This window comes from Nonomuraea sp. SBT364 (assembly GCF_001083785.1).
GTDB lineage: Bacteria > Actinomycetota > Actinomycetes > Streptosporangiales > Streptosporangiaceae > Nonomuraea.
The window spans coordinates 1-18,439 of sequence record NZ_LAVL01000066.1 but is presented as its reverse complement, the minus strand read 5'-3'; the positions used below and the strand labels follow the sequence as shown (position 1 = coordinate 18,439).

18 protein-coding genes are annotated in these 18,439 nt (G+C 72.2%); 5 read left to right on the top strand and 13 right to left on the bottom strand.

Annotated elements, in window-relative coordinates; genetic code table 11:
• Positions 1-299: 299 nt before the first annotated feature.
• Entirely contained in the window at positions 300-1,451 is a 1,152-nt protein-coding gene (locus ADY59_RS26185) for an ROK family transcriptional regulator (RefSeq protein WP_049566915.1), read from the top strand.
• Here the strand turns inward: ADY59_RS26185 and ADY59_RS50325 are convergent.
• The 5 genes from ADY59_RS50325 to ADY59_RS26160 all read right to left on the bottom strand — a co-directional run bounded on the left by ADY59_RS50325 (position 1,414) and on the right by ADY59_RS26160 (position 5,015).
• The gene (locus ADY59_RS50325; protein ID WP_049566913.1) at positions 1,414-1,848 is read right to left on the bottom strand and encodes a hypothetical protein; all 435 of its coding nucleotides are present in this window, start codon (positions 1,846-1,848) and stop codon (positions 1,414-1,416) included. The two genes, ADY59_RS26185 and ADY59_RS50325, sit on opposite strands and share 38 nt — an antisense overlap.
• Positions 1,845-3,041: a cytochrome P450 gene (locus ADY59_RS26175; RefSeq protein WP_331459520.1), complete on the bottom strand. Its 1,197-nt coding sequence runs from the start codon at positions 3,039-3,041 to the stop codon at positions 1,845-1,847. Before ADY59_RS26175 ends, ADY59_RS50325 begins: the two co-directional genes overlap by 4 nt.
• A 22-nt stretch (positions 3,042-3,063) precedes the next feature.
• The gene (locus ADY59_RS26170) at positions 3,064-3,648 is read right to left on the bottom strand and encodes an isochorismatase family protein (RefSeq protein ID WP_049566910.1); all 585 of its coding nucleotides are present in this window, start codon (positions 3,646-3,648) and stop codon (positions 3,064-3,066) included.
• 102 nt (positions 3,649-3,750) lie between these two features.
• A complete protein-coding gene (locus tag ADY59_RS26165) occupies positions 3,751-4,509 on the bottom strand; it encodes an SDR family oxidoreductase (RefSeq protein ID WP_049566908.1) in 759 nt (252 codons plus the stop codon).
• A complete protein-coding gene (locus ADY59_RS26160; protein ID WP_049566906.1) occupies positions 4,506-5,015 on the bottom strand; it encodes a carboxymuconolactone decarboxylase family protein in 510 nt (169 codons plus the stop codon). The genes ADY59_RS26165 and ADY59_RS26160 overlap by 4 nt, the downstream gene beginning before the upstream one ends.
• Positions 5,016-5,229: 214 nt before the next feature.
• On the opposite strand from ADY59_RS26160, the gene ADY59_RS26155 reads away from it, so the two are divergent.
• Positions 5,230-6,162, top strand: a complete 933-nt coding sequence (locus tag ADY59_RS26155; RefSeq protein WP_049566903.1) for an RNA polymerase sigma-70 factor — start codon at positions 5,230-5,232, stop codon at positions 6,160-6,162.
• Positions 6,163-6,211: 49 nt separating this feature from the next.
• Here ADY59_RS26155 and ADY59_RS26150 read toward each other — a convergent pair whose 3' ends face one another.
• Together ADY59_RS26150 and ADY59_RS26145 are read right to left on the bottom strand one after the other, a co-directional pair.
• Positions 6,212-6,814 (bottom strand): isochorismatase family protein, encoded by a 603-nt coding sequence (locus ADY59_RS26150; protein WP_049566902.1) that lies wholly within the window; start codon positions 6,812-6,814, stop codon positions 6,212-6,214.
• Between the two features lie 74 nt (positions 6,815-6,888).
• The gene (locus tag ADY59_RS26145; protein WP_049566899.1) at positions 6,889-7,872 is read right to left on the bottom strand and encodes a GlxA family transcriptional regulator; all 984 of its coding nucleotides are present in this window, start codon (positions 7,870-7,872) and stop codon (positions 6,889-6,891) included.
• A 207-nt stretch (positions 7,873-8,079) separates the two neighbouring features.
• On the opposite strand from ADY59_RS26145, the gene ADY59_RS26140 reads away from it, so the two are divergent.
• Complete coding sequence (locus ADY59_RS26140; protein ID WP_049566897.1) at positions 8,080-8,520, top strand: iron chaperone; 441 nt, start codon at positions 8,080-8,082, stop codon at positions 8,518-8,520.
• Between the two features lie 252 nt (positions 8,521-8,772).
• Positions 8,773-9,807 (top strand): TerC family protein, encoded by a 1,035-nt coding sequence (locus ADY59_RS26135; RefSeq protein WP_231618888.1) that lies wholly within the window; start codon positions 8,773-8,775, stop codon positions 9,805-9,807.
• Between the two features lie 66 nt (positions 9,808-9,873).
• Here ADY59_RS26135 and ADY59_RS26130 read toward each other — a convergent pair whose 3' ends face one another.
• From ADY59_RS26130 to ADY59_RS52750, 4 genes are all read right to left on the bottom strand, one after another.
• Positions 9,874-12,069, bottom strand: coding sequence for a bifunctional SulP family inorganic anion transporter/carbonic anhydrase (locus ADY59_RS26130; protein WP_049566891.1), 2,196 nt, complete (start codon positions 12,067-12,069; stop codon positions 9,874-9,876).
• Positions 12,070-12,152: 83 nt separating this feature from the next.
• The gene (locus tag ADY59_RS47670; RefSeq protein WP_156325743.1) at positions 12,153-13,130 is read right to left on the bottom strand and encodes a hypothetical protein; all 978 of its coding nucleotides are present in this window, start codon (positions 13,128-13,130) and stop codon (positions 12,153-12,155) included.
• Between the two features lie 41 nt (positions 13,131-13,171).
• A complete protein-coding gene (locus ADY59_RS26120) occupies positions 13,172-13,825 on the bottom strand; it encodes a hypothetical protein (protein ID WP_049566889.1) in 654 nt (217 codons plus the stop codon).
• Positions 13,826-13,931: 106 nt separating this feature from the next.
• Positions 13,932-15,047, bottom strand: coding sequence for a MerR family transcriptional regulator (locus ADY59_RS52750; RefSeq protein ID WP_049566886.1), 1,116 nt, complete (start codon positions 15,045-15,047; stop codon positions 13,932-13,934).
• Positions 15,048-15,155: 108 nt separating this feature from the next.
• Between ADY59_RS52750 and ADY59_RS26110 the strand changes: the two genes are divergently transcribed.
• Entirely contained in the window at positions 15,156-16,157 is a 1,002-nt protein-coding gene (locus tag ADY59_RS26110; RefSeq protein ID WP_049566883.1) for a LacI family DNA-binding transcriptional regulator, read from the top strand.
• Between the two features lie 12 nt (positions 16,158-16,169).
• On the opposite strand, the gene ADY59_RS26105 is transcribed toward ADY59_RS26110, so the two are convergent.
• A complete protein-coding gene (locus ADY59_RS26105) occupies positions 16,170-17,078 on the bottom strand; it encodes a PmoA family protein (RefSeq protein ID WP_049566881.1) in 909 nt (302 codons plus the stop codon).
• Complete coding sequence (locus ADY59_RS26100; protein WP_049566878.1) at positions 17,071-18,204, bottom strand: Gfo/Idh/MocA family protein; 1,134 nt, start codon at positions 18,202-18,204, stop codon at positions 17,071-17,073. Before ADY59_RS26100 ends, ADY59_RS26105 begins: the two co-directional genes overlap by 8 nt.
• Positions 18,205-18,439 lie beyond the last annotated feature (235 nt).

The window sequence follows — 18,439 nt, the reverse complement described above, 5'->3', positions numbered from 1 at the left end:
ACGATCCAGCGGGCACCGGCGTCATCCAGCCGGTAGACGCCGGTGGGGCTCCACGACTGCCGGCCGTGCTCGAACACCCGCGCCGCACCGGGCGCACGCCTGGCCTCGCCGATGTCTGCGAACGACACTCGAAATCCTCCTCTCACTTACGAAGGAGTCCCTCATTAGTGGCAGTGGCCGCTTCGCGGGGTCGATGATGGATTTGCGGAAATTCTGGGGGGCATCGAGGCAACGGTGGGACTGCTGATCGCTGGCATACTGGTTGTTTCAGAGGAGACCTACATTAGGAGTCGGGTTCGGTGGACCTACGCGGCGGCGATCTGTCCCGGCTCAGGCAGCTCAACTCGCTGACCGCGATCCGGGCCCTGCGCGAAGCCGGCCCGCTCACCCTGTCGGCGCTCGCGGAACGGGCCGGGCTGTCGCGCTCCTCGATGAAGGAGGTCGTCGACGAGCTCACCTCGCTCGGCTGGGTGGAGGAGGTGCCACCCAGCGCCGGCACCATGGGCAGGCCCGCCCGCCGCTACCGCTTCCGCGCCGACAGCGGCCACCTGGTCGGCGTCGACATAGGCGGGCACAACGTCCGCGCCGCCCTGTCCGACCTCGACGGCCACGTGCTGGCCGAGACCCGGCAGCCGGTCGAGCCCGACGCCCCGCTGGAGGAGCGGCTGGCCGCCATAGAGCGCGCCGTGTCCGGCTGCCTGGCGCTCAGCCGCAAGACCACCGACGACCTGTGGACCCTCGCCGCCGGCAGCACCGGCGTGATCGGCCCGGACGGCCGCATCTCCTTCTCCGTCGCCGTCCACGCCTGGACCGGGCTCGACCTGGCCGGCCGGCTGCGGGAGATGTTCCCGTGCGAGGTCCTCGTCGAGAACGACAGCCGGCTCGCCGCCTTGGCCGAGGTCCGGCGCGGCGTCGCCCGCGACGCCCGCGATGTCGTCTTCCTGCACGTCGGCCGCCGTACGGGCGCCGCCCTGGTGATCAGCGGCAAGGTGCACCGCGGCTTCGGCGCCGCCGCCGGCGAGATGGCCATGCTGCCGGAGGCCCGCTGGTTCGACGCCCCCGAACACCTCAACACCAGCGCCGCCGTCCCGCCCGGCACCTCGCCCGAGGACGCCGCCGGCCACACCCTCGCCGCCGCCCGCTCCGGCGACCCCGTCGCCCTGGAGGCCGTCGGCCGCTACCTCGACGACCTCGCCGTGGGGACCGCCGCCATGGTGCTCCTGCTCGATCCCCAGCTCGTCGTCCTCGGCGGCGGCTTCTCCCGCTCCGCCGACGTCCTGCTGCCCCCGCTGCGTGACCGGCTGGAGCGCCGCTGCATCCGGCTTCCGGAGATCCGCGCGTCCACGCTGGGCGACGAGTGCGTGGTGGTGGGCGCGATCGACTACGCGGTGGAGCACGTCGAGCGCCGGTTCTTCACCCCGGAAGCCGGTCCGCTTCCGCTGTCCCGCTGACCGCCCGGGGCGCCGGGCCCGCCGGCCACACCTGGGCCACCAGGAAGGTCCCCGCGCCGAACAGCGCCACGCCGAGAGGCACGTGGACGGCGACTGCGCCGCCGTCGCCCGCCACGAACTGCACGCCGGTCAGCAGGAGCATCGACGCGCTGACGACCAGGTACCGTGCCGATCCGTGGCCCACCCGCCACACCAGGAACGCCGCGGCGATCTGGAGGACCAGCGCGATGGAGACGGCGCCGCCCGCGGCATGATGCAACTGGCGGCCGGCCTCGTCCGACAGGAGCTGGCCGGCGGTGATCGCCTGCGTCAGCAGGGTGGCGGCCAGGAGCAGCGTCGTCGCCTTCAGCAGGCCGATCGTCCCGCGGGAGGCCGCCTCCCGCGACCGGCCGCTCACCAGGTCACCCGTAGCGTGCGCAAGCCGTACACCAGGCTGGAGGCCCGGAAGTCCGCCTGCTCGCGCGGATCGGCCACGGCCAGCGCGGGGAAGCGGCGCAGCAGCGCCGGGAAGGCGACGCGCATCTCCATCCGCGCCAGCGGCGCCCCGAGGCAGTGGTGCACCCCGTGGCCGAAGGCGACGTGGCCGGCGGCTCCCCGGGTGATGTCCAGGATGCCGGGATCGTCGACGAAGGCGGGGTCGCGGTTGGCGGCGGGGAGCGAGCAGACCACGAGTGAGCCCGCCGGGATGACATGCCCGGCGATCTCCACCTCCGCCGTGGTCGTGCGCGGCGGCAGCGAGTGCACGATGGACAGCCAGCGCAGCATCTCCTCGACGGCGGGCTCGACCAGGGCCGGGTCCTCGCGGATCAGGGCGAGCTGGCCGGGATGCCGCAGCAGGGCCAGGGTGCCGAGGGCGAGCATGTTCGAGGTGGTCTCGTGCCCGGCGAGCAGCAGCAGTCCCGCGACGCCGACGAGCTCGTCGGTGCTGAGATCGTCGCCGTGCTCACGCACCAGCATGCCCAGCATGTCCTCGCCCGGATCGGCCTGGGCGCGGTCCACCAGGCCGGCCATGTAGGCGCGGTCCTCGCGCTGCGCCGCGACGCGCTGCTCCATCGGCAAGGAGGTGTCCAGCAGGCGCACGGCCCGCTCGTGGAAGGCGGCGCGGTCGGCCCGCGGCACGCCCAGCAGCTCGCAGATCACCAGCGACGGCACCGGCAGCGCGAAGTGCGCCACCAGATCGGCCGGCTTGCCGGCCCGCTCCAGGTCGTCCAGGGCGTCCTGGACGATCTCGGTGATCCGAGGTTCGAGTCTGCGCATCCGCCGCACCGTGAACTCCGGGGTGAGCATCCGGCGCAGCCGCGTGTGCTCGGGCGGGTCGAACCCGATCAGTTGCCCGGCCCGCGCCTTGGCCGGCTCGTCGCCGCTCATCTGCCCGGCTCCCGGGAACGGCGTCAGGGCGCTGCTGAACCGGGCCGGATCCGACAGGACCCGGCGGACGTCCTCGTGCCGGCCGACCAGGTACGCGGGCGGGCCGAACGGCGTCTCGACCCGGACCACCCCCTCGCCGTCGCGGGCCCGGGCCAGCTCCTCGACCGGGTCGAACCCGTTCCGCCGCATGTGCAGCGGCAGTTCCGGCTGTTGCCTCATCATCTGTCCCTTCATCCGGTGATCGTCAGGCGCGGGTCTTGGCCAGCAGGTCGATGATCTCGGCGGTGGTGGCGCTCTCGCCGAGCAGCGGGAAGATCCGTTCGATGCTGTTGCGGTGCGCGCCGGCGTTCAGATCGGCCATGGCGTCGGTCACCAGCGTGACGTGGTAGCCGTGGTCATGGGCGGCGCGGGCGGTGGACTCCACGCCGATGCTGGTGGCGATCCCGGCCAGCACGACCTGCGTGACACCGCGGCGGCGCAGCTGCAGGTCGAGATCGGTGCCGTAGAAGGCGCTCCAGCTGCGCTTGGTCACGGTGATGTCGCCGGGGTGGCCGGCCAGGTCGGCGACGATGACGTCCCAGCCGTCGGGCAGGGGGCCGGGCGGGCGCGGCGTCGCGGTGCGTCCCGGAGCGGCGTCCGACCCGTCCGCGCGGGCCGTGACCCGGACCAGGACGACCGGGGCGCCGTGGGCGCGAAAGGCACCGGCCAGTTCGACCGCGCGGGCCACCACCTCGGCGCCGGAGATGGGGGTAGCGGGGCGGCCGGCGACGGCGTTCTGCAGGTCGATGAGGACGAGCGCGGTCGCCGGGTCGATCGTGGTGACGGGCATGGGGAGCCCCTTTCCTGGATGCGGTGATGTGTCCTCGGGTGAGCCCCCGGATGGGGGAATCCCGTTCCCGGAGCCCAGCGGAACCCCGGGAACGCGGCCGGCTCAGGGCTGGGTGTCGAGCCACTCCCGGAAGGTCGGCCCGGCGAGCTTGGCGTGCGGGCCGGGCAGGAACCCGCCCTCGGCGGCGATCTCGGCATCGGGCATGCCCGAGCCGTCGACGCCGACGACCTTGACGCCGCGGCGGGCGCCGAGGAGCGCGGCCGCCTCCGCCAGGGTCTCCTTCCGGGGACCGGCGATCTCGGGGATCGGCGCTCCGGCAGCGGGCTCGCCGGGGTCGAGGGCCAGGTCGGCCAGTTCCCCGGCCACGGTGCGGCAGGCGACGAGCTGGCTGGGCAGGGCCGGGATGTAGGCGACGTCGCCCTGCTGCCAGTCCAGCAGCTGCCCGACGAACTCGTGGAACTGCGCGGCCCGCAGGATGCGCACGGGGAGCGGGCCGGACAGCAGGAGTTCCTCGTGCGTCTTCTTGGCGGCGAGGAAACCGGCGGTGGCGTTGCCGACGCCGATGATGGACGCCACGGCGATCCGGGCGACCCCCGCCCGCCGGCCGTACTCGTGCAGGTTGCGGGCCGACGTACGGAAGAAGTCCGTCGCCGCCTCCTGCTCGGAGGCGTGCCACGAGGCGACGTCGATGATGACGTCCGCGCCGGCCAGCGCCTCGGCCAGGCCCGCGCCGGTGACGATGTCCACGCCGGTGGCCCGGGACATCGGCACGACCTGGTGCCCCCGTTCGGTGAGGACGTCGACGACGTGGCGTCCCAGCCGGCCGGTCGCTCCCGCCACCGCGAGCTTCATGGTGCTCATGCGCCTTCCCGCTCGCTGTAGTTCTGGCCGGGGGGCATGCCGGGGATCGGCTTGGCGATGAGGGCGGCCGGGGTGAAGAAGCCGATGTGCGCGATCGCCATGATGAGCGTCCAGAGCGCCTTGTCGTCGTAGAGCGCGGACGCCCTGGCGTACAGCTCGTCGGGCACCCGCTCTCCGGACGGGTTCGGCGTCAGCACGGCCTCCACCAGCTCCAGCGCGACGCGTTCGGCGTCGGTGAAGCAGGTGGCGTCCCGCCAGGTCGCCACGGCGGTGACGCGCTCCTCCGATTCCCCTGCCCGGCGGAGGTTGCCGGTCTCCCTGATGGTGAAGTACGTGCTGCCGAGCAGCTGCCCGGCGCGCAGTTGCAGCAGGTGGACGGTGACCTGCGGGATGGAGCCGTTCTTGATGACCTTGTGCAGGCCCTCGGCGACCACCGCCATCTCGGGCACGAACGGGAGGGGGTTGGGCATGCGTGAGCGCTGGCCGGCCGGCACGGGTGTGGACATGGGGAAGGTTCCCTTCGCACGGATCGATCGTGGGTGTCGCGTACCGCGCGGATCGTCCGCGCGGCGCCTCGACGACCACGAGACGTCGGCTGCCCGCTTCCCGTAACAGCGCCGGCGGTGTGACGTGGACCACCGGACGCGGGTGTTACGGAGTGGCGGGGAGCGGCGTCTTGTGCGTGTGGTAGAGCTGAGTGCGGACAGGCAGGGGCCAGGCATGAGTGAGCACGGCGGGCGGGCGGACAGCCCGGGGCAGGAGCGGGCCGACCGGGCGGACTCCGCCACCGAGGTGTTCGTCGCCCATCGCAACCTGCTGTTCACCGTCGCCTACGAGATGCTCGGCTCGGCCGCCGACGCCGAGGACGTCCTTCAGGAGACCTGGCTGCGCTGGGTGGGCGTCGACCTCGGCGCGGTGCGCGAGGAGCGCGCCTACCTGGTACGGATCGTCACCCGGCAGGCGCTCGACCGGCTGCGTACGCTCGGGCGGCGCAAGGAGTCCTACGTCGGGCCGTGGCTGCCCGAGCCGTTGCTGACCTCACCCGACGTGGCCGAGGACGTGGAGCTGGCCGACAGCGTGTCGATGGCCATGCTGCTGGTGCTGGAGACGCTCCAGCCGATCGAGCGGGCGGTGTTCGTGCTGCGCGAGGTGTTCGACCTGGACTACGAGGAGATCGCCGAGGCCGTCGACAAGAGCCCGGCCGCGGTCCGCCAGCTCGCCTACCGGGCCAGGGCGCACGTAGCCGCGCGCCGGCCGCGCGGCAGCGGTTCCCCGGCCGAGCACCGGGCCGCCCTCCGGGCCTTCCAGCGGGCGGTCGAAACCGGTGAGCTGCAGAGCCTGCTCGACATTCTCGCGCCGGACGTCGTCGCCCTGAGTGACGGCGGCGGTGTCAAGCACGCCCTGTTGCGGCCCATCGCGGGGGCTGACAACGTCGCCCGCCTGCTGACCTTCGGCTGGTGGAAGCGCGACGGGGAGAGGTCCGCCGAGCTGGTGCAGATCAACGGCGGGCCGGGGCTGCTCGTCCGGATCAACGGCGAGGTCGACGGCGTGGTGGCGGTGCGCGTGGAGAACGGCTACGTCACCGGCGCCTACCACGTACGCAACCCCGAGAAGCTGTCGCGCGTCGAACGCGAGACCCCGGTGAGCCGCTGACAACCGGGCCTGCCGGTGCCCCCCTTCCAGGGCACCGGCGAGGCCGGGGTCAGGCCGGGAGGTCGCCGGCGGTGGCGACCACGACGCCGAACAGGTCGGCGATGGTGGCCAGAGCGGCGGCCTGGAGCGCCACGGCGGGCACGGCGCCCGCCGCGGGGGCCGGCAGCGGCCGCGTGGCGGTGGTGTCGGCGACGACGGTGGGCCGGTAGCCCAGGTTGAACGCGCCCTGGGCGGTGAAGGCGACGCACATGTGGGTCATGAACCCGGCCAGGATCAGATCCGGTCCCGCCTGCGCCCGGCGCAGCAGCTCCTCCAGCCGGGTCCGGTGGAAGGCGTCGGAGAAGGTCTTCACCACGACCTCCTCGCCCTCGGCCGGGGCCACCTCGTCACAGATCTCTCCGATCCGGGCCCGGATGTCGTACGGGGTGCCCTCGCCGCCGTCGTTGACGACGTGGATCACCGGGGTGCCGGCGGCGCGGGCCCGCGTCAGGAGCCGGGCCCCGGCCGCCAGGGCCCGATCGGCATCGGGCAGCGCCATGATCCCGGATCGGTAGGTGTTCTGGTAGTCGATCATGATCAGCGTGGACTCGGCGAGCCGTGGCGGCTGGCCGTCCAGGCCGATCACCTCACGCAGGGTCGCGGAAGCATGCATTGTCGATTTCCTTTCCATGGAATTTTGGCAGGGCGGAACCCGGCCTGCCCGTACGGGGTCCTCGGGGCGGTGTGTCAGGCGGCGGCGCGGAAGCGCCGGCGATAGGCCGCCGGTGTGGTGCCGAGCTGCCGGCGCAGGGCGCGGTGCAGGGTCTGCGCGGTGCCGAGCCCGCAGGCCGCCGCGACCAGGTCGAGGGACCGGTCGGTGGTCTCCAGCAGGCGGCGTGCCTCCTCCACCCGGGCCGCCTCGACGTAGGCCGCCGCGGTGCCGCCGGTCTCCTGCCGGAACACCCGGGCGAAGTGCCGTTCGCTCAGCCGCATCCTGTCGGCCAGCGCGCTCGCCGACAGATCCTCGGTGAGGTTCTCGGCGATCCACAACCGCAGCTCGTCGATGTCCCGCCGCGTGGTGGCTGCCTGCCGCATCGGCACGCTGAACTGGCTCTGCCCGCCCTGCCGCTTGCGGTACACCACCAGTTGCCGGGCGACGTCCAGCGCCAGGCGTTCACCGTGGTCCTCGGCCACCAGCGCCAGCGCCAGGTCCATGCACGCGCTGATGCCCGCACCCGTCCACACCGAGTCGCTGGACCGGACGAAGATCGGATCGGGGTCCACCGTCACCGCCGGGTGATCGGCCGCCAGCCGTGCGGCCGTGGACCAGTGCGTGGTGGCGGTCAGCCCGTCCAGCAGGCCCGCCGCCGCCAGGATGTGCGCGCCCACGCACACCGACGCCACCCGGCGGGCCAGCGGGGCGGTGGCCCGTACCCACGCCACCACCTCGGGGTCGATCCGGGGGATCGGCCCCTGTTCGGACAGATCGACCGCGCCGGGCACCACCAGCGTGTCCACGTCCCCGCCGACTTCGGCGAACGAGAGGTCGGTGGCCAGCCGCACCCCGGCCGAAGTCGTCACCGCGCCGCCGTGCGGGCCCGCCAGCCGGACCCGGTACGCCGCCCGGCCCGCCTGGCGGTTGGCCAGGGCGAAGACCTCGGCGGGGCCGGTGACGTCCAGCAGGTCCGCGTCGGGGAACACGGCGATGACCACTCGGTGCAGATCGGACATACAGCCCATTGTTCCCATCGCTCCCGGTGGCGGCAATGACGAGTCTCTGTCAGATCCGGACATGTAAGGAGCTTCCGGCGCATACCGGCGCCGTAACGGTACGGCACGTGCCGTATTGACAAGGATGCGGGACCCCTCCAGACTGACCACGACCAGATTCCGGCACGGCCCGTGCCGTTCTGTGCCCCCTCAAGGAGGAGATCCGTCATGAGCAGCAGCTACCAGGGATTCACGGCCGAGGAGCGGGCCGCGATGAAGGACCACGCCCAGGATCAGAAGAAGGCGGCGCGCCGCGCCTCCCGCGCGGACAAGGCCGCGCAGGACCTGCGTGACGTGCTCGCGAAGATCGCCGAAATGGGGGATTCGGACCGCGTCATGGCCGAGCGTGTCCATGCCGTCATCACCGCCGACGTCCCGGCCCTCACGCCCAGGCTCTGGTACGGGATGCCCGCCTACGCCCTGGACGACAAGATCGTCTGCCACTTCCAGTGCGCGGCGAAGTTCAGGACGCGCTACGCGACGCTCGGGTTCAGCGACCGGGCGCACCTGGACGACGGCGCCATGTGGGCCGCCGCCTTCGCCCTGACCGAGGTGACGCCCGAGGTGGAGGCCCGGATCAGCGCCCTGGTGAAGCGGGCGGTGAGCTGAGCGCGACAGCGCACGGCGCCTTCCGGGCTGGCAGGATCGGTTTCGGCGGAGAGTGCTCGTGCGCCGCCGGGCATTTGGGTATGTCGTCTACTGCATTCAGTATGTATGATCGCAGCGAAGTGGAGGGGAGTACTCCTTCGCGGCCATGTCGTCACCACGGACCCGCCTCGGGGCCCGGCATGGTCGGTCCGCGACGCCGCGGGCGGAGAAGACCTCCGACGGACGTGCCAACGCCAAGTCGGAGGAGCTCTCATGCCCCCACCCATGCCCGTGCCCGCCTGGCTGTGGGCGGCCACCATCGCCGCCCTCCTCGGTCTCATCCTGCTCGACCTGATCATCGTCAACAGGAGACCCCACAAGGTCACGATCGCCGAGTCGGCCAGGTGGATCACCTTCTACATCGGCTGTGCCGTCGCTTTCGGCGCAGGCGTGTGGATCTTCGGCGGTGACGACCACGCGGCCTCCTACATCACCGGCTACATCACCGAGTACACGCTGAGCGTCGACAACCTGTTCATCTTCATGCTGATCATGGCGAACTTCGCCGTGCCCGCGATCCACCAGCACCGCGTGCTGCTCATCGGGATCGTGATGGCGCTGGTCATGCGCGGGATCTTCATCGGCGTCGGCGCGCAGGCCGTACAGCGCTTCAGCTGGGTGTTCTGGCTCTTCGGCGGCATCCTCATCTACACCGCGTGGAAGTTCGCCTTCACCAGCAAGGACGACGAGGACTACGACCCCAACGGCGGCGTCGTACGGCTGGTGCGCAGGCTGTTCCCGGTCACCGACGACTACCACGGCTCACGGCTGACCGTCAGGCAGGACGGCCGCCGCCTGCTGACCCCGATGTTCATCGTCATCATCGCCATCGGCGGCGCGGATCTGGTCTTCGCGGTCGACTCGATCCCGGCGATCTTCGGCATCACCCAGGACGCCTACCTGGTCTTCGCGGCCAACGCGTTCGCGCTGATGGGGCTGAGACAGCTGTACTTCCTGCTCGGCGGGCTGGTGGAGAAACTCGTCTACCTCACCTACGGCCTGGCGGTCATCCTCGGCTTCATCGGCGTGAAACTCGTCCTGCACGCCCTGCACGAGAACGAGCTGCCGTTCATCAACGGCGGCGAGCACGTCACCTGGGTCCCCGAGATCAACAACTGGGTCTCGCTGGGCGTCATCGTCACGGTGCTCGCCGTCACGACGGTGGCCAGCCTGGTCAGGTCCAGGCGCGACACCCGCCGGGCCGCCGAGCCGGCCGTGCCCGAGCCCGCCGACCAGGCGGGTAACTGAGCCGGCGGCAGCCGCGAAGCCGCCTTCCCCGCCCGGCCGGCGTGTCCGGGCGGGGAAGGGCGGTGATCACGCCTGGCTGGGCTCCGGAGCGGAGGATGCCGGTGACGGCACCACGTGCACCCGTGCCGAGGCGATGTCGAAGTAGAGTCCCACCAGCTTCAGCTGCCCGGCTCTGACCCGCTCGTCGATCCTGCTGTAGGTCCGCAGGTTCTCCAGCTGCTGCTGGATGTTCAGCCGGCAGAGCTCGTCGAGCGCGTCACCGGAGTGAAGGTCGTGGTCATGGCCGCCGAGCCTGGCGAGACTGGAGTCGCCGTGCCGGAGCCAGCGGTCGAGCTCGGGCAGGCCAGACATGGCCTGGGGGCCGCTCAGCAGCGCGGCCATCGCGCCGCAGCCGGAGTGCCCGCAGACGGTGATGGTCCGCACGTCCAGGATGCGGGTGGCGTACTCGATGGCGGCGGCCACCGAGTTGTCGGCGGTGCCGGAGTTCGCGCGGGGCACCAGGTTGCCGACGTTGCGGACCGTGAACAGGTCGCCCGGCCCGCTGGAGGTGATGAGGCTGGGCACGACCCTGGAGTCGGCGCAGGTGATGAACAGGTGCGAGGGCTGCTGCGCACGGGCCAGTTCGGTGAAGACGGGCCGCATGAGCGGTGCGAGATGCTGGTGGAACTCATCGGCTCCGCGGGTGAGCTGGCACTGGCCGGCTGTCGTGCCGGTGGCGAGACGGCGGTGGTGGGTCCAGGGGAGCCGCCAGTGGTGCGCGGCCTTGGGCGGGCTCTTGGCCGGGAACATCCGGGCGCCGCTGGCCGCCATGGTGTACCACTCGTCGTGGAGTTCGTCGATGGTGAGCGTGCCGCCGAGCCGTTCGTGATCCAGCCGCCAGGAGTGCAGCGCCTCGAAGGCGGCGTAGTCCATGAAGTCGATGTTCAGGTCCAGCTCGACGTCGGCGCCGGCCGGGATGGTGCGGAGCTCCTGCGTCAGCCGGGGCACGCCGAGGAAGGTGAGCGAGCCGGAGATCGTCGCGTGCAGGCGGCCGTCGGGGGCGGGCCGCTTGTCGACCGTCACCCGGGTCAGCCGGCGCAGTGCCAGCAGCGCGGCCAGGGCGAGCCCGGCCAGGACGCCCTCCGCCAGTCCCACGGCGATGACGCCGACCATGGTCACCAGGTAGACCGGCACCTCGTTGTGCCCGTGCACCTTCCTGACATGGCCCAGGCTGATCGTCCGGATGCCGATGAAGACCAGCAGCGCCGCGAGGGCTTCCATGGGGATCAGCTTGATGGTCCAGCCCAGGCAGAGCGCGAACAGCAGGACCCAGACGCCGTGCAGGATGGCGGACCAGCGGCTGCGCGCGCCGGCGCGTACGTTGGTCGTGCTCCGCACGATCACCCCGGCCACCGGGAGCCCGCCCAGCAGGCCGCTGACGATGTTGGCCGCCCCCTGGCCGGACAGTTCCCTGTCGAGATCGGCGCGGGGGCCGGGGTGCGTGGCGTCGGTGGCCACGCAGCACAGCAGCGATTCGGCCCCGGCCAGGAGGGCCACCAGGAGCACCCCGACCGCGACGAGCTGCCAGTCGCCCTGCGGCAGCTCCGGCGAGGCCCACGCGGTGATCGCGCCGGACAGGTCGATGCGGGTGACGTCCCAGCCGAAGGCCCACGCCGTGCACGCGGCGACCACCAGCGCGGCCAGAGGGGCCGGGATCGCCCTGACGTGTCTGGGGGCCCTGCCCCACAGGAGCAGTACGGTGATCGTGAGCACCCCCACCATGACCTTGTGGCCATGGGCGTCGATGATCTGGCCGGGGAGCTCGATCAGGTTGACCCAGGTCGAGTGCTGCGGGTCGCCGCCCAGCACGACGCGGAGCTGGGCCAGGGCGATGATGATGCCGACGCCGGTCAGCATGCCGTGCACGACGGCGGGCGAGACGGCCAGCGCCGCGCGGGCCGCCTTGAAGGCGCCCAGGACGAGCTGTACGAGGCCCGCCAGAATGGTGATGAAGCAGGTGGCCCGCCAGCCGTAGGTGTGGACCAGGCCGGCGATCATCAGGGTGAGGCTCGCCGTCGGCCCGCTCACCTGGACCGCCGAACCGCCGAGCCAGCCGGCGACGATCCCGCCCGCCGCGGCGGCGATCAGGCCGGAGGCGAGCGGCGCCCCGGCGGCCATGGCGATGCCCAGGGACAGGGGCACCGCGACGAGGAACACCACCAGCGATGCCGGTAGATCGTGTCTTAGAGTAGTGATCATACTACTCTCGGTAATGGTCTTCATGTCGCAAACCTTAAGGGGCAGCACCTCGCCTTATGTACGGCATGCGACGATGGCGGCGATCGTCGCGGGCTTGCCCCGCGAGCTCACGGGGTGAGCCGGAAAGCGGCGCCGGCCCGGCGGACGTGGGGCCGCCAGGTGTGCCGGCCCGCAGCCGTCGGTGAAGGGTCACGGACGAGACGAAGGTAGGTGCGATCGTCGAAGCTGTCCGCGCCCGGCCGGACCGCCTTGGTGGCCGGGTGCTGGTGAATGCGCAGCGGGTCGGCGGCCAGGGACTCGGCCAGCCGGTGCTCGGCCAGCGCGAGGCTGGGTTCGGCGCGCAGGTAGCCGTCCGAGGCCAGCACCACCTGGTCGACCCCGTCCAGGCGGAACGTCTCGATGAACCGGCCGGGCACGCGCCGGCCGTCCAGCAGCCCGTATCCGTAGGGCCCGGTCCGGTTGGCCAGGCTGCTCTGCCGCCGCAGCGCCGGCAGGATCAGGGCCCGGCCGGGGTCCTCGGCCGCCAGCGCGTCCGCGTCGCCGCCGCCGGCGAGCAGGCTGTGCAGGTAGATCGCCCGGGCTTCCGCGAGCACCCGATCCAGCGCCTTGTCCCCGTCATGGTGCTCCCAGGACGTTCCCGGCCCTGGCGCCCGCCCACCGTCCGGGCCGAGCCCGGCCCCTGCCGGGCCGCGGGCGAGCGCGACATGGACGTCGCCCACCCGCCACAGCAGGCCCAGCTCGGGCAGCACGACCGCGGCCACCGCACCGGGCGCGACCAGGTCGCCGGCGGCGATACCCCACCGGGCGCGTAATCGGGCCAGATCCGCGGTGATCTCCCGTACCGCCCGGTGCGGGCCGGCGGCGGCGGGCAACCGGGCCAGGGTGCCGGCCACCTGCTCGGCGGCACGGGCTCCGCCGCTCAGCCCGCCGTAGTCGCGGCCGCTCTTGTCCGTGGCCCCGTCGACGACCGCCGCGCACCGCAGCACACCGCGGTCGTCGTGCAGGACCACCAGCCGGTCCTCACCCGCTCCGGCGTGCGGCTCCTTGGGCGCGAAGTGCTGCTCGGCCACACTCCAGTGCCGCATCCATGCCGTCCCTTCCCACGGGCGGACCCGCGGCGGCCGGGTCACATCACCCGGTACAGCCAGTACGACACGCTCTGGTGAGCCCCCGGCGGCAGGACGGCCTCCACCGTCGCGCCCTCGTATCCGTAGGTCGTCGAGACCGTGTTCGTGGTCCCCGTCTCGTAGTCCTCGTACTTCTGCGAGTAGTTCTTCGTGATGAACATCTCGCTGGTGTCGTAGACGCTTTCCACGATCACCTGCCCGGGGCCGAACACGCTGATGAGGTCCTGCCGGAACAGCTCCAGCCGGGCCTTGCACCCGGTGCACGGCCCGATGTTGCCGATCAGCACGACGCGGATGCCGGCGCCGTGGGGGAACGAGGCATGGAGCGCCTCGATCCAGTCCCAGGCCTCTTGCAGGACGGCGACCTCGCTGTCCTGCTTGGACATGCGCGCCTGGGCCCTGTCGACGCGCCCCTCGTAGCCGCGGCCGGCGTCGTCGGCGTCCGTCATGGAATAGCGCGTCGTACCCCCGGAACGCGCTCCCGCGACCGGCGTCCTGTAGCTGTGCGCCTCGTCGAAGGAGAGGTCTCCCGCGACCATCACCAGCGCCCGGGAGAAGAGGCCCGCGCCCAGGCTGTGGATCTCCGCCAGCGACTGCGCGATCTGCGGTGCCGCGGGGTCGCGGGTGAGGGCTTCCGGGGGCGTCGTGGTCATCGCGGTCCTCCTTGACCTGGAAGAACCTCAGCCTTTCATCCGGAAGGACACTGTCAAGGGACGTCGGCGTCCGGCTCCGGCCGGCCCCTCGCCGCGCCGCCGAGGTTCAGGCTATGAGCAGGCGGAGGCCGAGGTCCGCGGCGTCGAGGCCGGCGAGGTCGCCGTTGCGCTCGGCCCACCGGCCGGAGCCGAGGTCGTCGGCGAGGCTTCGCACCGCCCGCCGCTCGGCCTGCGGCCCGACCTTCGTCCACACCGACATCGCACGGCGCACGTGGTCCTCCAGGTACGCCGCCGGTCTGCGCCAGTACGCCTCGAACAGGCCGTCGGAGCAGTCCCACGGGATGGGCACCGGTTCGGCGCGGGCGCCGATCGCGTCGGCCATCCCGGCGAGCGAGGGGAATCTCGCGAGGACGGCGGCGAACTCGGGCAGGTAGTCGCGCGTGAGCCAGAACCGGTCCTGCCATCCGGGCTCGTCGGTGTCGAACGTGAGCACCACCACGCGGCGCGCCACGCGCCGCATCTCGCGCAGCCCCGCGATCGGGTCCCCCCAGTGGTGCACGGTGGAGACGGCCATCGCGACGTCGAAGGACCGGTCCTCGAACGGGAGGCTCTCCGCGGCAGCGGCCACGCACGGCGCGCAGCCGGCGGGCCGCTGCCCCCGCATGACCGCCGATGGCTCCACCGCGGTCACGTCGCGATCACCGGGCTCGTAGGAGCCGGTGCCGGCCCCGACGTTCAGCACCGTCCGCGCGTCCCCGAGCGCCTCCCAGATCTGCGCGGCGATCCGCGGCTCGGTGCGCCGTGTCGCGGTGTAGGCGCCGCCGATCTCGTCGTACAGCCGTGCGCCGAGCATCTCCAACTGCTCCTCCGGTGTCACCTTCACTCCGTTCGCCCGCGCGTCAAGTTCCCTGTCGATGGCCGCCACCATGGCGTCAGCGCGATCACGCCGTTCCAGCAGCAGGCCGCGCAGCCGGCGCAGGTGCGCGACCGCGTCGGTGGACGGGTCGCCCACCAGCTCCGCGACCTCCCGCAGCCCGAAGCCCAGCCGCCGATAGGCCAGCACCTCCCGCAGCCGCTGCACGTCGGCCGCCGAATAGGCCCGGTATCCGGCCGAGGTCCGCGCCGACGGCCGGACGAGGCCGATCTCGTCATAGTGATGCAGCGTGCGGACGCTCACGCCGGCCAGCTCGGCCACGTGCCCGACAGTCCAGTGATCCTCCACGGCACGGACTATGCCGCCTCACGCCACGTGAGGGTCAAGCGGCCTCACTCACGGCCGCGAGCGCCGGACGCGAAGTAGGCTGTGTCGCGCAGAGCGACGGGAGGGCCCTTGGACGAGCGTGAGACGCCGCGCCTCACGATCCACGAGGTGGCCCGGCGCGCGGGCGTTTCGCACCAGACCGTCTCCCGCTACTTCCGCGCGAACGAGACCTTGCGGCCGGCGACCCGCGCCAAGATCGACCTGGTCGTCCAGGAGTTCAACTACCGGCCCAACCTCGTCGCGCGCTCCATGCGCACGCGGCACACGAACCGGCTGGCGATCACCCTGCCCGCCTCCACCTACCTGTGGCCGGCGCGCCTGCTTCGCGCCGCCGCCGAGGCGGCGCACGCCGAGGGCTTCCAGCTGGAGGTTCTCAGCGTCGAGGGCGATCCGCGCGCCAGGGCGGAGCGGGTGCTGGAGCTGGCCGGGTCGGGGCAGGTCGAGGGCGTTCTGTCGCTGACCCCTCTGGAGATCGACCCCGCCGCCTCGCCGGTGCCCATCGTCGTCACCGGCGACTACGACGACGAGTTGCGCGGGGCGAGCGTGCTCGCGGACGCGTCCCCGGTCGAGGAGATCATCGACTGTCTGGCCTCGCTCGGCCACCAGGTCTTCTTCCACATCGCCGGCGCGCTGAGCTGGGCCTCGGCCCGCAACCGCAAGCTCGTCTTCGAGCAGACGATCGAGCGCCGCGGGCTCACCTCGTACGGTGTCGCGCTCGGTGACTGGAGCCCGCGATCCGGCTACGACGCCGTCCGCGGCCTGCCCGACGGATGCGGCGTGACCGCCATCGTCGCGGTGAACGACCACGTGGCCATGGGGGCCGTGCGCGCGGCGCTGTCGCGGGGCTGGCGGGTGCCCGGCGACGTCAGCGTGTTCGGCTGGGACGACGAGGAACTGGGACGTTTCGCCACGCCCGCGCTGTCCACCGTGGCGGTGGACCGCGAGGCGCAGGGGCGGGAGGCGATGGCCAGGCTCATCGCGGTGGTGCGCGGTGAGGCCACGCCGCCGCCCTCCGGCCGGTCGATCAACCGCGTCATCGTCCGCGAGACGGTCGGCCCGCCGCCCGCCTGAGGGAGCAGCGGGTCACAGGGCGAACTCCGCCCCGAGTTCCTCCAGCTCGGCCCGGTCGCACACGTGGTCGATGAAGACGTAGCGGTGCGCGAGTTCGAGGGTGTCGCCGGGGGCCAGCGCGATCTCCTCGTCGAAGGACGGGGAGGGGCTGATCACGGCGAACGCCTCATTGCGGACGAACCACTTGATCGGCACCGACGCGCTGGAGTGCCCGGCGATGGCCAGCACGGTGCCGCCGCCGTCGAGCTCGTCGTGCTGCCCGGCCATGGCCAGCCACGCGGCCTCGGCGCCCATCATCTCCTCGCCGCCCATCCCGTCCGCGCCGATGATGGTGCCGCCGGTCCAGGACCTGGGGCCGCGCCAGAAGTAGCCCGCGTACCCGGCCATCGGCCGGCCGTGCGTGGTGGGGCTGCCGAAGTCGAGCGTGTCGCCGCGGACGTTGCGCAGCTTCGTGGTGAAGTCCAGGGCCCACAGGCCCCGGGCGGTGTCCACGCCGTGGAAGACCTGGCGGCGCCGCTCGGTGATCCAGTGCTCTCCTTGCGCCGAGACCCAGCGCAGGCTCTCCTCGGCCACGACCTGCCTGCCGTCGGAGGAGAGCTCGGTGAAGCCGATGTGGCCGATGTGGCCGAGGTTGTCCTCCCAGTGGTAGCCCCGCTCCGCCGAGAACGTCGGGCCGCCCCAGAAGTTCTGCCCCGACAGGTGCGCCCAGGTCATCTGCAGGCCCTTGTGCCAGCGGTGGTCCCACGGCCGGTAGACGGACATGGGCGCGCCGGACAGGCTGCGGATGGGGTGGATGTAGGGCTTGGGCGACTCGGCGCGGGGCGCGTCAGGGCGGTGGACGTACCGGGCGATCTCCACGTCGCCGGCGGTGATGATCAGGGACGTGCCGTCCTCGCGGACGGCGAGCTTGGCGTCAGGCATGGTGAACGTCTTTCCGCTGGAGACGGGCGACGGCGGCCGGGGTGTCGCCGCCGTCGAGCGAGTGGTAGAAGGGGTTGGCGGGGCCGAGCTCGGCCCTGGAGACGGGACACCCCGTGATGGCCGACTGGTACATGGCCGTGATCAGCTCCATGACACGCCTGCCGTCGGCGCCGCCGGCGGCGGGCCGCTCGCCGGCCCGCATGGCGGCCAGCAGCGCGGCGAGCTGTGCGCGGTGCGAGCTCGGCGTGTTCTCGGCAGGCGCCCAACCGGCGATCCTGCCGGCGTCGGTGACGTGCGGCGCGGGCGTCCAGCGCCAGTTGGAGTTCTCGTAGCCGTACAGGTGCTCGACCTCCACCGTGGCGTCGGTGAAGTCGAAGCGCAGGTAGCTCGTCTCGCGCGGGGACAGGACGCTGTTGACCACCGAGGCGATGGCGCCCGAGGCGAAGCGGACGATCGCGAACGACACGTCCTCGGTCTCGACCCGCCGGCCGAGCGTGGCCGCCACGGCGTGCACCTCGCTCCAGTCGCCGAGCAGGCTCAGCATGAGGTCCATCTGATGGATGCCGTGGCCCATGGTCGGACCTCCGCCCTCGGTCTCCCACCTGCCGCGCCACGGCACCTCGAAGTAGTCGTGGCCGCGGTACCACAGCGTGTTGCAGACCGCGACGAGCGGCGCGCCCAGCTCGCCCTCGGCGATGTGCCGCCGCAGCCGCCGCGCCGCGCTGCCGAAGCGGTGCTGGAAGACGTAGCTCGCGTACGGGCCGCCGTCCTTCTCGTGGGCGGCGATCTCGTCGTACTCGGCCAGCGACAGGGTGGGCGGCTTCTCGCACCACACCCACGCGCCCGCCTCCAGGCCGGCGATCACCGCCTCACGGTGCGCGGCCGGTGGCGTGGCGACGATCACGAGGTCAGGGCTGTCGGCCGCCAGCATCGCGGCGGGATCGGTGTGGCGGCCGGGGACGTCGTAGGCGTCGGCCAGCTCGTTCGCGCGGCCGGGGTCGACGTCGCACACGCCGACGATCCGTACCGCGTCGTCCGCCGCGGCCAGGGCGGGAAGGTGACAGGCCTTCGCGATGCCGCCGGCGCCGACGACGGCGACACGAACCGGGGACGAAGACGCGGACATGCGCAACTCCTTCGGACGACCGAGAGTGATCGATCACTTTTGCCCGGTCAACCTAATTTTGATCGCCCTGCGCGTCAACCCCCGCCCGTTCCGTCGTGCGGGGACGCCGTTCAGGCGGAGGGAAGCGAGGGAGGCGCGGTGCTGTCGCGGATGACGAGTTCGGTGGCGAGTTCGACGCGGTTCTGGGGTAGTCGCTCGTTCTGGGCCAGCGTCAGCAGCATCGTGGTGGCCGCGG

Coding starts and splice junctions, on each gene's coding strand:
- ADY59_RS26160 (WP_049566906.1), bottom strand. CDS start 5,015: ATGTCCACACCCGTGCCGGCCGGCCAGCGCTCACGCATGCCCAACCCC.
- ADY59_RS26145 (WP_049566899.1), bottom strand. CDS start 7,872: ATGTCCGATCTGCACCGAGTGGTCATCGCCGTGTTCCCCGACGCGGAC.
- ADY59_RS26170 (WP_049566910.1), bottom strand. CDS start 3,648: ATGCCCGTCACCACGATCGACCCGGCGACCGCGCTCGTCCTCATCGAC.
- ADY59_RS26155 (WP_049566903.1), top strand. CDS start 5,230: ATGAGTGAGCACGGCGGGCGGGCGGACAGCCCGGGGCAGGAGCGGGCC.
- ADY59_RS26175 (WP_331459520.1), bottom strand. CDS start 3,041: ATGATGAGGCAACAGCCGGAACTGCCGCTGCACATGCGGCGGAACGGG.
- ADY59_RS26120 (WP_049566889.1), bottom strand. CDS start 13,825: ATGACCACGACGCCCCCGGAAGCCCTCACCCGCGACCCCGCGGCACCG.
- ADY59_RS26130 (WP_049566891.1), bottom strand. CDS start 12,069: ATGAAGACCATTACCGAGAGTAGTATGATCACTACTCTAAGACACGAT.
- ADY59_RS47670 (WP_156325743.1), bottom strand. CDS start 13,130: ATGCGGCACTGGAGTGTGGCCGAGCAGCACTTCGCGCCCAAGGAGCCG.
- ADY59_RS26135 (WP_231618888.1), top strand. CDS start 8,773: ATGCCCCCACCCATGCCCGTGCCCGCCTGGCTGTGGGCGGCCACCATC.
- ADY59_RS26100 (WP_049566878.1), bottom strand. CDS start 18,204: ATGTCCGCGTCTTCGTCCCCGGTTCGTGTCGCCGTCGTCGGCGCCGGC.
- ADY59_RS26165 (WP_049566908.1), bottom strand. CDS start 4,509: ATGAGCACCATGAAGCTCGCGGTGGCGGGAGCGACCGGCCGGCTGGGA.
- ADY59_RS26140 (WP_049566897.1), top strand. CDS start 8,080: ATGAGCAGCAGCTACCAGGGATTCACGGCCGAGGAGCGGGCCGCGATG.
- ADY59_RS26105 (WP_049566881.1), bottom strand. CDS start 17,078: ATGCCTGACGCCAAGCTCGCCGTCCGCGAGGACGGCACGTCCCTGATC.
- ADY59_RS26150 (WP_049566902.1), bottom strand. CDS start 6,814: ATGCATGCTTCCGCGACCCTGCGTGAGGTGATCGGCCTGGACGGCCAG.